Annotated in this window: 17 protein-coding genes; 6 read left to right on the forward strand and 11 right to left on the reverse strand. The window is 67.1% G+C overall.

Annotated elements, in window-relative coordinates; all coding sequences use genetic code 11:
* The first annotated feature begins 28 nt into the window (after positions 1 to 28).
* A complete protein-coding gene (locus tag LT970_RS01730; RefSeq protein WP_232687244.1) occupies positions 29 to 400 on the forward strand; it encodes a NifU family protein in 372 nt (123 codons plus the stop codon).
* A gap of 39 nt (positions 401 to 439) precedes the next feature.
* Here LT970_RS01730 and LT970_RS01735 read toward each other — a convergent pair whose 3' ends face one another.
* From LT970_RS01735 to LT970_RS01745, 3 genes are all read right to left on the reverse strand, one after another.
* Positions 440 to 1,879, reverse strand: a complete 1,440-nt coding sequence (locus LT970_RS01735; RefSeq protein ID WP_232687245.1) for a ribonuclease FAU-1 family protein — start codon at positions 1,877 to 1,879, stop codon at positions 440 to 442.
* The gene (locus tag LT970_RS01740; protein ID WP_232687246.1) at positions 1,876 to 2,280 is read right to left on the reverse strand and encodes a DUF7532 family protein; all 405 of its coding nucleotides are present in this window, start codon (positions 2,278 to 2,280) and stop codon (positions 1,876 to 1,878) included. Before LT970_RS01740 ends, LT970_RS01735 begins: the two co-directional genes overlap by 4 nt.
* A 141-nt stretch (positions 2,281 to 2,421) precedes the next feature.
* Entirely contained in the window at positions 2,422 to 2,583 is a 162-nt protein-coding gene (locus tag LT970_RS01745; RefSeq protein ID WP_232687247.1) for a hypothetical protein, read from the reverse strand.
* A gap of 108 nt (positions 2,584 to 2,691) precedes the next feature.
* Between LT970_RS01745 and LT970_RS01750 the strand changes: the two genes are divergently transcribed.
* Positions 2,692 to 3,783, forward strand: a complete 1,092-nt coding sequence (locus LT970_RS01750; RefSeq protein WP_232687248.1) for a PrsW family intramembrane metalloprotease — start codon at positions 2,692 to 2,694, stop codon at positions 3,781 to 3,783.
* On the opposite strand, the gene LT970_RS01755 is transcribed toward LT970_RS01750, so the two are convergent.
* Positions 3,693 to 4,367 (reverse strand): riboflavin synthase, encoded by a 675-nt coding sequence (locus tag LT970_RS01755; RefSeq protein ID WP_232687249.1) that lies wholly within the window; start codon positions 4,365 to 4,367, stop codon positions 3,693 to 3,695. The two genes, LT970_RS01750 and LT970_RS01755, sit on opposite strands and share 91 nt — an antisense overlap.
* A gap of 81 nt (positions 4,368 to 4,448) precedes the next feature.
* Between LT970_RS01755 and LT970_RS01760 the strand changes: the two genes are divergently transcribed.
* Positions 4,449 to 4,889, forward strand: a complete 441-nt coding sequence (locus LT970_RS01760) for a cytidine/deoxycytidylate deaminase family protein (protein WP_232687250.1) — start codon at positions 4,449 to 4,451, stop codon at positions 4,887 to 4,889.
* 32 nt (positions 4,890 to 4,921) lie between these two features.
* Positions 4,922 to 5,176 carry a DUF7533 family protein gene (locus tag LT970_RS01765; RefSeq protein ID WP_232687251.1) on the forward strand — a complete coding sequence of 85 codons (255 nt, stop codon included), beginning with the start codon at positions 4,922 to 4,924 and terminating at the stop codon, positions 5,174 to 5,176.
* Here LT970_RS01765 and LT970_RS01770 read toward each other — a convergent pair whose 3' ends face one another.
* The 5 genes from LT970_RS01770 to LT970_RS01790 all read right to left on the reverse strand — a co-directional run bounded on the left by LT970_RS01770 (position 5,177) and on the right by LT970_RS01790 (position 10,383).
* Positions 5,177 to 6,295, reverse strand: coding sequence for a M24 family metallopeptidase (locus LT970_RS01770; protein ID WP_232687252.1), 1,119 nt, complete (start codon positions 6,293 to 6,295; stop codon positions 5,177 to 5,179). It lies immediately after the preceding gene.
* Positions 6,296 to 8,113: a UvrD-helicase domain-containing protein gene (locus tag LT970_RS01775; protein WP_232687253.1), complete on the reverse strand. Its 1,818-nt coding sequence runs from the start codon at positions 8,111 to 8,113 to the stop codon at positions 6,296 to 6,298. It lies immediately after the preceding gene.
* Positions 8,114 to 8,253: 140 nt separating this feature from the next.
* A complete protein-coding gene (locus LT970_RS01780; protein WP_232687254.1) occupies positions 8,254 to 8,412 on the reverse strand; it encodes a DUF7563 family protein in 159 nt (52 codons plus the stop codon).
* Between the two features lie 175 nt (positions 8,413 to 8,587).
* Positions 8,588 to 8,761 (reverse strand): HVO_0416 family zinc finger protein, encoded by a 174-nt coding sequence (locus LT970_RS01785; RefSeq protein ID WP_232687255.1) that lies wholly within the window; start codon positions 8,759 to 8,761, stop codon positions 8,588 to 8,590.
* Between the two features lie 116 nt (positions 8,762 to 8,877).
* The gene (locus LT970_RS01790) at positions 8,878 to 10,383 is read right to left on the reverse strand and encodes a carboxypeptidase M32 (protein ID WP_232687256.1); all 1,506 of its coding nucleotides are present in this window, start codon (positions 10,381 to 10,383) and stop codon (positions 8,878 to 8,880) included.
* A 169-nt stretch (positions 10,384 to 10,552) separates the two neighbouring features.
* Here LT970_RS01790 and LT970_RS01795 point away from each other — a divergent pair, with 169 nt between their 5' ends.
* Complete coding sequence (locus tag LT970_RS01795) at positions 10,553 to 11,581, forward strand: DUF7972 family membrane protein (protein WP_232687257.1); 1,029 nt, start codon at positions 10,553 to 10,555, stop codon at positions 11,579 to 11,581.
* 14 nt (positions 11,582 to 11,595) lie between these two features.
* Here LT970_RS01795 and LT970_RS01800 read toward each other — a convergent pair whose 3' ends face one another.
* Positions 11,596 to 12,183, reverse strand: a complete 588-nt coding sequence (locus LT970_RS01800; protein WP_232687258.1) for a GNAT family N-acetyltransferase — start codon at positions 12,181 to 12,183, stop codon at positions 11,596 to 11,598.
* Positions 12,184 to 12,315: 132 nt separating this feature from the next.
* On the opposite strand from LT970_RS01800, the gene LT970_RS01805 reads away from it, so the two are divergent.
* The gene (locus LT970_RS01805; protein ID WP_232687259.1) at positions 12,316 to 12,645 is read left to right on the forward strand and encodes a hypothetical protein; all 330 of its coding nucleotides are present in this window, start codon (positions 12,316 to 12,318) and stop codon (positions 12,643 to 12,645) included.
* A 195-nt stretch (positions 12,646 to 12,840) separates the two neighbouring features.
* Here the strand turns inward: LT970_RS01805 and LT970_RS01810 are convergent, their stop codons facing one another.
* Positions 12,841 to 14,352 (reverse strand): carboxypeptidase M32, encoded by a 1,512-nt coding sequence (locus LT970_RS01810; RefSeq protein WP_232687260.1) that lies wholly within the window; start codon positions 14,350 to 14,352, stop codon positions 12,841 to 12,843.
* Positions 14,353 to 14,421 lie beyond the last annotated feature (69 nt).

Below are 14,421 nucleotides of genomic sequence, written 5' to 3' on the forward strand. Positions count from 1 at the left end.
TCCATACGTCGAGCCCCAAGCCCCGGGTATGAGCGAGACAGCGGGCGCAGGCGACCTCCACGAACGCGTCGAGACGTGGCTCGCCGGCCAGATGCCCGTCATCCAGATGCACGGCGGCACGAGCGCCGTGCGGAAGGCCGACCCCGCGGACGGCGAGGTCGTCATCGAACTCGGGGGCGCGTGCTCCGGGTGCGGTATCAGCCCGCGCACCGCCCAGACCATCAAGATCGAACTCGCCGACGAGTTCGAGGCGGTGACCGACGTGACTGTCCGGTTCACGGACTCGGACAGCAGCGACTGGGCGGACGGCCAGGCCGAGAGCTACATGGGCGTCGAGCAGAACGAGGGCGGCCGCGGCGGCCGCGGCGAGGGCAGTCCAGATTCCGACCAGCACTTCTGAAACCCCGACGGTACTGCTGATTCTGCGACCGCTGTCGCGTTACTCGACCGCGCGACGCACGCGTTCGGCGACGTCGAGCGCGCGGTCCGCGAGTTCCTGGGTGACGTGGCCGGCGTCGACGGCGGCCGCGAGTTCGTCCTCGTCGACCAGTTCGACGGCGCCGTCGGCGTGCTTTATCACGTCGACGTGGAGGTCGACGTAGCGGACGGCGTCCGGGAACACCTCGACGGGCGTCGAGACGTTGATGTACGTCCCCTTCACGCTCCCTTCCTCACCCCGGTACACCGTCGGATACCACCAGTTCCCTTCTGTGAATCGCGTCGTGGCGGTGTCCCCGGCTTCTCGGTCGACGCCGAGCGCGTCGTACGTCCCGCCGCCGGTCATCTCCCGGCGGACCGTGACCTGTGCTTTCTCGACGTTCCGCTCCACCACGTCGCCGCGGCCGAGCGAGAAACAGTCGCCCGCGGGTTTGCCGTGGTGGATAGCGACCGAGTCGTCCTCGGTCGGCCCGAACCGGTCGGTGACGGCGTCGAACGGGAACGACCCGGGCGCCGCGCCGAGAGACTCCGCGAAGTCGACGGCGGCGCTCGCGGCCTCGCAGCCGGCTTTCACGCGGTGGTGGCCGGTGAGCGTGTCTGTCACGTCGCGCCGCGCGTCGTCGAGCGCGAACCGCGACTCGCGCCCGAACCACGCCCACAGCGTGGCCTCCGGGGTGGCCACGCGGGGGCCGTCCTGTTCGACATCCGCGTTGTCGACGACCGCTTCGAGTTCTTCGGCGCGCTCGACGAGCCCCGACAGCGCGCCGGAGAGCGCGTCCATCTCGGCGCCCTCTGCGGCGTACTGCCACCGCACGCCCCACTCGTCTGGCACATCGACGGGGAGAATCTCCGTGGTGCGCGCGAGTTCGTGGTCAGTCGACCCGCCCGGCGTTCCCGCGACGAGCGAATCGACGCCGCGAACGAGAGACGCGAGCGCGCCCCCGACCTCGAGTTCCGTGCCGACGACCGGGCGGTCGTCCCGCCACGGCGGATTCGGGTCGTGGACCTGCACCCGGAGGTCGTCGTCTTCCTCGACGTAGCCGTCGGCGGCGTCGAACGGCAGGAACCCCTCGGTTGTGCCTTTTTCGCCCCCGTCTCCCTCGCTATCACCGAGCGAGACGACCGCCCCGCTTCCAAGTGCGCGCTCGACGGTCGCGTCGAAGACGGCGCCGCGGGGCGCGTCGGCGTCCCAGACGAGGGTGTCGACGCCGGTTTCAGCGAGTACGGCGCGCACGTCCTCGGCGGCCGCGGGGTCGCCGACGATACCGACGCCCTGCCGGTCGCCGGTCATCCAGACGTCGGCGTCGGGTTCCCGGGTGGGGAGGTCGGCGTCGAATCGCTCGCGGATTGGCGGGGACGCTGCCACCACGTCGAGGTCTGCTTCCCGAAACCGCTGGGTCAGCGCGGTGGCGTAGATGCCGCGAACGCGAACGCTCGTCATTCGAGCGCGGACCGCTCGCGGGCGAAGCGAACGCGGTCGTTTACGGTCGGGCCGAGCGTGAGTTCCACGACGCGAACCTCGCCCGCGCTTTCGCCGTCCGTCGTTTCCAACACGCGCGCCCCCTCGACGTACACCCCCCACGACGCGAACCGGATGAATCCGCGGACGTCCTCGCTGTGCGTGAACAGGTCGACGTACTCGAGGTCGTGCTCGGGGTGGTCGTCCCGGGAGTGCGTGAGGTCCATGTCCGAGTAGACGACGTCGAGGCCGTCGAAGAACGATTCGACGCGCTCGGCATCCTCGGCCGCTCGGTCGCTGGCCGCCTGTTCGACCTCGCGGAGGTCGTCCTGCGAGAGGCCCGCTTCCCGGAGCGCGGCCCGGGTGCGCTGGTCGAAGAGCATACCTCCCGTTCGGCGCGCAGGGTTTTCAGGGTTGTCGCCTCGCGTCTGTTGTCCCACGCCCGTCGAGAACTCGCGCTTGCTCGGGGTTACTGCGTCGCGGAACGTGCGGTAGCAGAACCGACCACAGTGCGTCTCCCAGAATTAGTCGTCGGCGTGTACGGCCGCGTTCGCGTCGTCGGCGTCGGCGGTCGGTTCGTGTGCGGACTCCGCGTCCGCTGTGGCGTCGGGTTCTTGGTTCTCGTCTCGTCGGTTCGCTTTCGGCGGGGCCGTATACAGCAGCCCTCGACTGTGGCTCTGTGCCATGGCTGGGTCTACCAGGGAGAACTGATAAGCTACCTCCTTTAGGCAGTTTATGGCATATTAGGTCGGGTGGCGAGAACATAGAAATGCCTCCGGTCAGAAGGACGCGTCATGACAGGGGACAGGGACCCGATTCAGCGCGCAGCGGGGGAGGAGATGGACCTCTACGACGTGGTGACGTGGGAGGAACGAACGGTCGTGGACCGAGCGTCCACGCTGCTCTACAGGGGCGTCCGTAGCGCAGCGCGCGCACTGGTAGTGTTGCTCGCGGTGCTCATCGTGCTCGCGCAGTTCGTCGCCGCCGCCGGCCTCGTGTTCGTGAACCGGCCGGTCGTCGCGGGCTACGTGTTCCTCTCGGTGGTGCCCGCGCTCGGCCTCGCCGTCTTCATCTGGCGGACCGACGTGACGATGCAGGAACCCCTGGAGTTGCTCGTCGTCACGTTCGCGCTCGGGTTCCTGTTCGCGGGGTTCGCGGCCATCCTCAACTCAGTATTCTCCGGCTTCTTCATGCAGTTCGCGTCCCCCGGCGCGCCCGCGCTGCTAGCGTTCGCCGCGCCCGCAGTGTACTTCTTCGTGGTCGTCGGCCCCGTCGAGGAGACGGTGAAGTGGCTCGCGGTTCGCCTCTACGCCTACCGGAGTTCGCGCTTCGACGCGGTCGTCGACGGCGCCGTGTACGGCGCGATGGCGGGCCTCGGATTCGCCACCATCGAGAACGCCATCTACATCGCACGCGAGGTGCTGACGGTGTCTCAGGCCGCGAGCGGACAGGTGATCGCCGACGTCGCGCTCCAGACCGCCGCGGTGCGAACGCTCGCCGGACCGGGGCACGTCATCTACTCGGCGTTCGCCGGCTACTACCTCGGTCTCGCGAAGTTCAACCCGGAGAACCGCGGCCCCATCGTCGTGAAAGGGATACTCATCGCGGCGCTCATCCACGGCGCGTACAACACCACGGTCACGAACATCGGCGTCCTCGCGGGCATCCTCGGTATCGGGGCCGGCGTCGCGTTCCTCGCGTTCGTCATCGCGTACGACGGCGTGCTGTTCTACCTCCTCTACCGGAAACTCTCGGCGTACCGCGACGCGTACGTCGACAGCGGCGCGACGTTCGTCTACGACGACGAGGACGAACTGGCTGCCTCCGAGGACGCGGTCGAATCAGCGATGTCGGTGGACTCCGACGCGACGGAGTCAGAGCGATAACCCTCGAGGCGTTCGACGTACTTCGCCATCACGTCCACCTCGACGTTCACGCGGTCGCCCGGGTCGCGTTCCGCAAGTGTCGTGAGGTCGTGGGTGGTGGGGATGACCGCGACGGAGAAGATTCCTGCCGAGTCGTCCACGTCCGCGACGGTGAGGCTGATGCCGTCGAGCGCGATAGATCCTTTCTCCGCGACGTACTGCTCGTAGCCCTCGGGGAGCGCGAACGTGAACGTCCAGTCGTCGCCGACCTGTTCGACGTCCCGGACCTCGGTGGTGGTGTCGACGTGGCCCTGCACGACATGCCCGTCGAGGCGGCCGTCCGCGGGGAGCGCGCGTTCCAGATTGACGCGGTCGCCCTCGCTGACGGCGTCGAGCGTGGACTTCTCGAGGGTCTCGCTCGCCGTGAACACCGAGAACCACTGATCTCCCCACTCCTCGACGGTGAGGCAGACGCCGCTCACGCTGATGCTCTCGCCGTGCGAGAAGTCGGTCATCTCATCGGTCTCGATGCGGAGACGGCGGCCGCCCTCGTCGTCGGTCACGCGAGCGACCGTCCCCGCCTCCTCGACGATTCCCGTGAACATACATCCAAATTAGTCATGCGTAACGAAAGTGTTGTGGAACGCGCCGGAAGGCACTTGCCGCCGCTCCCGAACCAGCGGAGTATGGACACCGACCCGCTCACGCCCGCCGACGAACGTCTCGTCGACCGCGCGGTCGACGCCGCCGAGAACGCGTTCTCCCCCGCCGGCGAGGGCCGCTTCGACGGCGCGGCCCACGTCGTCACCGCAGCCGTCGAGACGGCCGACGGCGACGTCTACACGTCCGCCAGTCTTCCGGCGAGCATCGGGCGCGCCTCCACGTGCGCCGAACCCGGCGCCATCGGGAGCGCCGTCGCCGACGGCGCCCAGGCGTTCGAGCGCGTCGTCGCAGTCGAGCACCCCCGGGACGAGCACGCCGACGACTTCCGCGTCGTCTCGCCCTGTGGCGTCTGCGCCGAACTCCTCGCCGACTACGGGCCCGACGTCCGGGCTGTCGTCCGGACCGACGACGGGGAGGTTGGCGTTTGCCGCGCCGGCGACCTCCTCCCCGCGCGGACGTGGTGAGACTTTTCCGCGCCCGGCGCCCATCAACGTCCATGGGCATCCTGGACCTCGTCACCTTCGCCGTCGCGCTCGCGTTCGCCGCGCCCGCCGCGTTGTTCGGTCTGGAGACGGTGCTCGCTGGCGACCCGACAGGGTGGGTGTACCTCGGCTTCGCCGCCGCTATCTTACTCTTCGAGCGCTACGTCACTACGCCCACCGACATCCCCGTACTCGCCGCCCAGCGAGCGGCCGACAGCGTCGCGGAGACGCCCGAGGACGGAACCGGGGAGCGTGCGGAAAACGAGTAGTTACTCTGACTGCCACGCGCCCGATTGAGGCACTACTGACCGCGGGAACGACCCGAGTCGCTCCGCGCCGTCCGCCGCGACCACCGCGAGGTCCGCGAGCCACACCGTTTCTCTTCTGTCACCCGCTCCGCTGTCGTCCGCGTCGCCGTCGAGTCTCGGTTCGAGCGCGACCACGGCGCCGGGTTCGAGGGCGTGCTCACCGACCGGCCGCTCCCGGCGGTCGAGACCCACGCCGTAGACGTCCCCGGACGCGTCGGTCGGCGGGAAGCCGTACGACCCGAGTTCCGCCGCGACCTCTCCGGCCGCGGCGTCCGCCGTCGTCTCCCCCGGGTCGACGAAGTCGAGTCCCATCTCGATGGCCCGTTCGCACGCGAGCGTCGCGCGGCGCTCCCACCCGCCGTCGCTGTCCGCGACGAACGTCCGAGCGAGCAGACCGTGGTAGCCCCGGACGCGCGGCGCGACGCGGACGGCGACGGGGTCGGTCGCCGAGAGTGCGCTGTCTTCAGACTCAACAGCCGTGCCACCCCCGAGCACGACCGTGTTCCCGGCGGGATTCGCGCCCGCCTCGGCCACCGCCACGTTCGCGGCGCGGCGAACGCGCGCTGCAGTCACGGCACCGCTTTCGTCCGTGAGTCCGTCACCGGATTCGGACGCGTCGGCGAGCAGCGACGCGGCGGCCGCCATCCCCGCCTCGGCGGCGGCCTGCGCGTCCGCCACGGCGTCGAGTTCGGCGTCCGTCTTCCGTTCGCGCGCCCGCAAATGGGCGTCCGTCGACGCCACGGTGAGGCCCGCCTGCTCGAGGTAGAGCGCCGCGTCGTGGGGGATATCTCTGGGTGTGAGCACGCGCCTTCCGTCGAGGCCGTCGGCCAGCTCCGCGGCGCGCTCGGCCGGCGACGGAGCAGGATCGAGGACCGTGACGCCGTCCTTCGGTTCGACGTGCTCTGGAAGCGAGCACGCCGGGACGAGCATGACGCTGTCCTCGTCGTAGACGACGACGGTCTCACAGGGGAGAGCCACACCGCTCAGGAATCGTATCGTCGAATCGCCGGCCGAACCGGCGTGGACGAACGCCGCCGCGTCCGCCTCCGCGAGCGCGGCGTCGAGGGCCGCGAGTCGCATTCAGGGGAGGGTGACGGGCGTGTCGGCAGCGAGCGCGTCCTCCAGGGTCTCCCCCGTCGGCTTCCCGTACAGCAACACGTCGATGGGAAGCGTCGGCGCGCCGTCGATGAGATTCTGGAGAATGACCAGGCGCTCGCGAGCGCGGCTCATTCCGACGTAGAAGACGCGGCGTTCGTTGTCCGTCAGCACCGGCACGGGACTGGTCTTGGAGTCGAAGTCCACGCCCTCGTCGGCCACCGAGGCCGCCATCTGTTCGACGACCTTCTCCGTGAGGTCCGTCGAGACGAAGACGTGGTCGGCCTCGCGGCCCTTCGCGGAGTGGATCGTGCCGACGCGCACGCGGTCGGGGTCCATCCCGCGGTAATCTCCCGAGAAGTACGCGTCCACGCTCTTGCGCTGGTAGCGAGTGACCTTCCGGAGCATGTCACCCGCCGCCGACGGCCCCGGAACGAACGGCACGAAGTCCTTGATGAACGACGGCGAGAACGTCAGTTCCGTGAGGTCCGTGTTCTCGCCCTGGGCCTCGTCGATGGCCTCCCGGAGGTCGCTGCGGTTGTTCGTCCCGAACGCCGAATCCTGGAGCATGTCCATCAGGCGGCGCGCCTGCAGGCCGTCGATGTCCTCCTGGGCCGTCAGCGCCTCCACCGCGTCGACGTACTGCTGGAGCCGGTCGGTCCACATGCGCTGGTCGGTCAGCGCCTTGAACGGGATGCCCTCGTCGATGAACTCGTCGACGAACTCGAAGAGCTGGTAGCGCGCCCGGAACAGCACCATCACCGTCTCGTCCTCGGACTCCTGGACGGTGCCACGGACGTTCCGCACGAGGTCGAGCATCGACGGGCTCTCTACTGCCTCGACGCTCCCACCTTCTTTTCGCGGCTTGAGGTTCTTCTCCTGCCGGTTCTTGATGTGGCCGATCTCCTGCTGGACGACCTCCAGCACCTCGGAAGGCAGGCGGTAGGAGTTCGGCAGCACGACGTTGTCCGTGACGTGCGTGTCGAGCAGGAGGTCGGGGTCCGCGCCCTGCCACGCGTAGACGACCTGGTCGTCGTCGCCCGCGATGAGCACCTCCTCCATGTGCGGCCGCCACTCCTTGTACACCTCGTACTGCAGGCTCGTGATGTCCTGGAACTCGTCGATGACGAGGTAGTCGACGTTCGGCACGAGCGAGCGCTGTTTCACGCGCTCGAGCATGTCCGCGAAGCCGACGAGTTCGTGCTCGCCCTTGAACGAACGCCACGCGCGAATCGCCTCCGGGATGTCGTAACGCTCGTCGCTGGAGGGCCACGTCGGCGTGTACTTGTTCCCGACCTGGGCGTTGTCGTCGATCTCCGGTGGCAGACGAACCTCCTCGTCGTTCCACCGGAACGGCACGTCGTGCCAGTCCGAGACCTCGCGTCCCGTGCGCTGGAGCCACTGGCTGGTCGCGATGACCTTGTTGCCCAGCGTCGTCGAGCGCGCGGTCCGCCGGGACCCCGAGGAGTACTCGTCCTCGAACGGGATGCCGTACTCCTCGCAGAACTCCTCTTTCTCGGACTCGCCGACGACGTCGCCTCGGGAGAGGCCGAGCAGTTCGTACGCCTTCGCGTGCATCGTCGAGACGTTCCCGCGGAGGGAACGCGGGTTCTCGTCGAGGCGCTCGGCGAGTCGTTCGCGGATCTCAGCGGCCGCGGCGCGGGTGTACGAGACGACGAGGATGTCTCTGACTTCGACGTCGTCGTCCTCGAGGATTTCTTCGACTTTGTCGAGGAGCGCCGTCGTCTTCCCGCTTCCCGGGCCACCGAACAGCCGCGTCACTTCCGGCTCCGAGTCAGTCATTGCACAGTAACAGGGGCCGATAACGTATAAACGACGTGAATTCTCGCTGAATTATGTGGGGTATTAGACGACGCGTCTACCCCAGGAGCCACGTTTCTGCCGCGAGTTTCCAGACGACTACGTCTCCACCGTGAGATGCGTCACGCGCGGCGCGTCGACCGTGCTTCCCGCACGTCCGCGCCGTCGCGGATCTTGTCCTCGCAGTTCGGACACACTCGCGGGGCAGCAATCTCGTTCGGGGTGAACACTCGGGCGTACGCTTCTGTCACGAACGACCCGCAGTTCTGACACTCGGGCATATCTTGTCTGGCATTTCGTCGCAGTCGTCTTAGGTGTGCTGGCCGACCAGGTGGATGTCATTCTGTTACTACATGATTACCACTCCACGCCAGTGTCCGCCGTGAACTCGCGTGAGTGGACGGCGATAGCTCTCGGGCATCTTCGAAAATCCGCTGGGAGGAAAGCGAACGCGACCTACGGCGTCCACCCGCAGACGTCACACGTCGTCGCGTCTACGTCGTGTAGTCCGCCACAGTCCGGACACTGCTTCTTGTTGTAGCTTCGCTCCCACGTCGCGGTGTCGTGGCCGCGCTGTTCGAGGAAGTCGTCCAGCAGTGAGTCGTCGTCCGGAGACGGTGCACTCGACATACAAGGTATGGTATGGCACACCACGCACTTCAAACTACCGGGGGTACTGACACCGCGCTAAACCCTGGTCTGACGTGAACCGCGTTCCCGGTCGCCGTGTCGCGTCCGCCGCTACCCTACAGGTCGTACAGGTCGCCGAATTTCTCGTGGGCGTACTCCACGAAGTAATCCGCCGTTAGTGGCTCTCCCGTGGCGACCTCCACGAGTTCGTCGGTCGTGTACCGCTGGCCGTGGCTGTGGACGTGCTCGGTCAACCACTCGCGAATCGGGTCGAACTCGCCCTCGCGCACCAGGTCGTCCACGTCGAGGTCCTCGCGCATCGCGGCGTCGAGTTGTGCGGCGAGCACGCTGCCGACCGTGTAGTTCTGGAACGACGCGAATCCGCCCGTCCAGTGAATGTCTTGTAGGCAGCCCTCAGCGTCGTTCTCGGGGCGCACGCCGAGGTACTCCTCCATCAGGTCGTTCCAGCGCTCCGGAATTGCATCGACGTCGAGGTCGCCCGCGACGAACTCCCGTTCTATCTCCGACCGGAGAATGATGTGCATGTGGTAGGTGAGCTCGTCCGCCTCCACGCGGATGCGGTTCTCGGGGTAGATCTGGTTCACCGCCTCGAACGCTTCCTCTGGCGTGGCGTCCGTGTCGAGGTGGTCGTTCACGATGGGCGTCGCGTACTCCCAGAACGCCTCCGTCCGACCGACGTGGTTCTCCCAGAACCGCGACTGGGACTCGTGGACGCCCGAGGAGCGGGACTGCCCGAGCGGGAGGCCGTACTCGTCGTCCCGGAGGCCGTGCTGGTAGGTCGCGTGGCCGAACTCGTGGATCGAGGACATCACCGACCCCACGGGGTCGTCGGCCGCGAAGCGCGTCGTGATGCGCGCGTCGAACTGTGGGCCGACCATGAACGGGTGGGGCGCGGTGTCGAGGCGACCACGGTTCCAGTCGTACCCGAGTTCGTCGACGACCTCGCGGCACAGCGCCATCTGCGTGTCGTCGTCGTACTCCCCTGTGAACGGCGTCGCGAGTTCGGCGTCGCTCTCCGTGATCTCCTCGATGAGCGGCACGAGTTCCTCGCGCAGCGTGTCGAAGATGGATTCCACCCGCTCCAGCGGGAGGTACGGTTCGCCGTCCTCGAACATCACGCGGTACGGGTCCGCGCTCTCGTCGATGTGAGCCGCGCGCTCGACGTGGAGTTCCCGGAGGTCATCGAGTGTCGGCGCGAACGCGTCGAAGTTCGCGTCGGCCTTCGCGTTCTCCCACACCTGCTGGGCGTCGGACTGAGTCTCGGTCAGCTCCGCGACGAGGTCACTCGGCACGCTCGTCGCGCGGTCGAACTGTCGGCGCGTCTCCCGCACGAGCACCCGTTCGTCCTCGCCGAGGTCGCGGGACTCCAGTTCGTCGAGCCAGCCGGCGACCTCGTCGTCCGTGAGCAGGTCGTGGCTCACCGTCGACAGCGCCGAGAGCTGTTTCCCGCGGGCGGGCGCACCGCCCTCGGGCATCATCACGCGCTGGTCCCACGCCAGCGCGCCGCTCGCGTCGCCCAGGTAGGAGAGCCGTTTCACCCGGTCTTCGAGTTCGGTGTATGCGTCCGTCTCGGAGCCATCCGCGTCCGCGTTCGTCGCCATGCAAACGCGTGTGTGTTGTCAGTACATCAACCCTCGGCAGCCGGAAAAGTGGGCGTCCGGAATCGGCGTGGGCAGTGACCGGGGAGCCAGCGGCGGACAACGACTGGCGGTCACCCACCAATCAGTTGGCCCGTGGACATTTTGACGTTCGGGTCGTAGCCCGGTTCGCATGCTCTTTGGGGGTGAAGAGGGGGGAAAACTCGGTGTGGAGCGCCGCAAAGTCCAGTTCCGGGAGTGGTTCCTCCTCGACGGCAACCGCGGCGTCGTCGCGGGCGGCATCACCGGCATCCTGTTCGTGCTCGTGACGTTCGTGTCGGCGTCCGGAATCGCTCCGTTACAGGACACCCAGCCGCTGTTCTACGTCTTCAGCGGCCTCCTCGGCGGGAACCTCACCATCATCACCGTGGTCGTCTCCATCAACCAGCTGTTGATCTCCCGGGAGCTGACGACCCCGGACAAACTCCGCTCACAGATAGAGGGCACCATCGAGTACCGCAACCACGTCGAGGACGTCTCCGGGCGAACTGCGCCCGTGGAACCACTCGGATTCCTCCGCCTGCTCTACGAGAACACGCGCACGACCGCCCAACAACTCGGCGGACTGACGTTTTCCGAGATGACATCGGACGTCTCTATGGCCGTAGACGCCGAGAACGCGGACGGCGTCACGGAGGAGTTAGAGAGCGTCGTCACGAACGTGACCGAGAACGTCGACAGAGTCGACAACCTCCTGCAGAACTCCGACGCTTCCACGTTCACGGTGCTCTCGACCACGCTCGGCACCAACTACGCCCGGGACATCTACCGGCTCCGACAGCTCAGGGCCCAGCACGGTGACCGACTCCCGGACGAGGTCAGGGACGCGACCGAGACGCTCATCCACCAGTTACAGGACATCGACATCGCACGCCAGTACTTCAAGGGCGTCTACCTCCAGCAGGAACTCGCCTCGCTCTCTCGACTCCTGTTCTACGTCGGTATCCCCGCCCTCTTCGTCGTCGTATCGACGCTCCTGGCGTTCACCGCGAGCAGCACCGCAATCGTCCCACGTCCATACCTCGACCTGCTGGTCTCGGTCACCATCACAGTCGGCCTCCTCCCCCTGATCACGCTGTTCGCGTACATCCTCCGTACCGCCACGGTCGCCCGGCGGACCGCCGCCAAGATACCGTTCACCGCACCGACCCAGGAGCAGTGACACCCGACGAGAACCTACTCCTCGTCGTTGTCCCAGTCCTCGCGAAGCAGGCCGTAGACCAGCATGTCGTGGTAGTCGCCGCGGTAGTACGCCGCGTCCCGACGCGCCCCCTCGCGCTCGAAGCCGAGCGATTCGAGCAGGCCGATGGAGGCGTCGTTGAACGCGCCGACGTCAGCCTCGACGCGCCGGAGGTTCAGGTCCTCGAAGGCGTACTCGACGACCGTCGACGCGGCGTCCGAGCCATACCCCTGTCCCTGGTAGTCGGGGTCGAAGTGATACGCGAGTTCCATGCTGCGCGCACGGTCGGTCGCCGTCGGGCCGTACTGGCTGCCGGTCAGCGAGACGATACCGATTGGTTCGTCGTCCTCGCGTGTCGTAGCCGCCCGTTGGTTGTCCGCGCACACCACCAGTTTCACGTCGTCCTCGGTGGTGAGTGCTCGCTCGAAGAACTCCTCGCCGAGGTCGGCGTTCATCGGGTTCGCGTCGAGCGCTGGCCGCCACACTCGTGGGTCGTTCATCCATCTGCGTATCGCGGCGAGGTCCTCGCGCTCGGGCGGATGGAGAGTGACGGTCTCGCCGGAGAGAAAGACGGGTCCTGGCATACTCGAACTTGCCGGCAGACGCATCATAAGTTTTCGGCGGGACGAGCACGTCCGCAACCGCATCCCTGTCGCGACGCCGCGAGACGGGACACCACCCCTCCCTTTTTCGTGTTGACGATTTTGTAACCGAGTATGAACCTGCGTCTCCTCGTCTCCCCCGGACTCTACGGCGGGAGTGCTGCTGCCGTCGTCGCCGCGCTCGGATACGCGCTCGCCGCCTCGCAGTCGTTCCCCCTCGCTCTGACCGCGTTCGCCTTCACGTTCGGCGGCCTCGTCGTCGTCAGCCTGCTCACCGGCACCGCCAGCTTCAACGAGAACTCCGAGGCCCCCGACGGCCTCGCCACTCAGGACGCCCTCATCAGCGCCCCCACCGAAGCCGGTGAGCCGCGCCGCCTGCTCCTGATTTGTTTCTTCCTCGGCGTCACGCTCGCAGGCATCGTTGGGCTCGCGCTCTTCAGGTGATTCGTCTCGCGCTCTTCAGGTGACCGTTCGTAGGCGGGGATGACCCCCGCGTGCTGCGACAGCAACCAGTTGCAGTCCCACCCTCGACCCACGAGCGCTCCCCGCACCACTGTACCGAGTAGCTGGTTCATCCGGAACGCTGAACAACGAAACCGTACCGGCGACTACTGCAAAAATTCGCTCCGAACGAGCGATCTACAGGTCGTACAGTTCGGTGTACTTCTCGGTGACGTGGTCGAGGAAGTGGTCGGCGTTGTACGCCTCGCCGGTGGCTTCTTCGACGAGTTCCGGCGTCGTGTACCGCGCGCCGTGCTGGTGGATATGCTCCTCCAGCCAGTCCGCGATGACGTCGAAGTTGCCTTTCCGGACCTTCGCCTCGACGTCGCCGACGTCCTCCTCCAGAGCGTCGTAGATCTGGGCGGCGAGCACGCTCCCCAGCGAGTACGTCGGGAAGTAGCCGAAGGACCCGTGGCTCCAGTGGATGTCCTGCAGGCAGCCCTCCGCGTCGGTGTCCGGGCGCACGCCGAGGTACTCCTCGTACTTGTCGTTCCACGCCTCGGGGACGTCCTCGACGTCGAGGTCGCCCTCGATGAGCGCGCGCTCGATCTCGAAGCGCACCACGATGTGCATGTGGTAGGTGAGTTCGTCCGCCTCCACGCGAATCAGGTTGTCGTCGTACACCTCGTTGGCGGCCTCGAAGCCCTCGCGGGGCGTCGCATCCTCGACCTGCGAGAAGCGCTCTTTCATCGCGGGCAGGAACTTCTCCCAGAACACCTCGGAGCGCCCGACGTGGTTCTCCCAGAGGCGGCTCTGGGACTCGTGGACGGTGAGGTCACGCGACTCACCGAGCGGGCTGCCGTACTGCTCGCGGGGCAGGCCGAGCGTGTAGCGCGCGTGCCCGAACTCGTGGATGGTGGACATCAGGGCGTCCACGGGGTCGTCCTCTTTGAAGCGCGTCGTCACGCGAGCGTCGAACTGCGTCCCCGAGGAGAACGGGTGGGGCGCGGTGTCGACGCGACCGTGCTCCCAGTCGTAGCCGAGCGTGTCGAGGGTGTCCCGCGCGAGTTCCTCCTGGGTGTCCACGTCGAACTCGCCGTCGAACGGGTCCGCGAGTTCCACGTCGCTCTCCCGGATGTCCTCGATGAGCGGCACGAGTTCCTCGCGGAGACGCGAGAGCACGCGCTCTGCGGTCTCGAGGTCGAGGTACGGCTCGTAGTCCGCGAACAGCACCGCGTACGGGTCGGCCTCGTCGTCGATGTGCGCGGCGTACTCCCGCTTGAGTTCGACGAGTTCCTCCAGGATGGGCGCGAAGACCGAGAAGTCGTCCTCCTCCCTGGCCTGCTTCCACTTCGGGAGCGCCTCCGAGGTCTTCTCGGAGATCTCCGCGACGAGGTCGTTGGGCACCTCAGCGGCGCGCTCGTAGTCGCGGCGGATCTCGCGCACGACCGCCGCCTGCTCGTCGGTCAGGTCGGCGTCCTCGAGTTCGTCGAGCCACTCGCCCACCTGCTCCTCAGTGAGCAGGTCGTGGGACAGCGAAGAGAGCGCGGACTTCTGCTTCGACCGGGCGGGCGTGCCGCCCTCGGGCATCATGACTTCCTGGTCCCAGGAGAGGATGCCGTTCGCGTCGTTCACGCTCGAGATCTGTTCGTAGTGCTCGAGCAGGTTTTCGTACGCTTCGGGGGCCTCGTCGGTGGCCTGTGTCGCCATAGTGCCACGTTCACGCGCGAACCTATGAGGGTTGTTGTCCTGGCCGTGTTGTCCCGGCCGCCGAACACA

The organism is Halobacterium zhouii (assembly GCF_021249405.1).
Classification (GTDB): domain Archaea; phylum Halobacteriota; class Halobacteria; order Halobacteriales; family Halobacteriaceae; genus Halobacterium; species Halobacterium zhouii.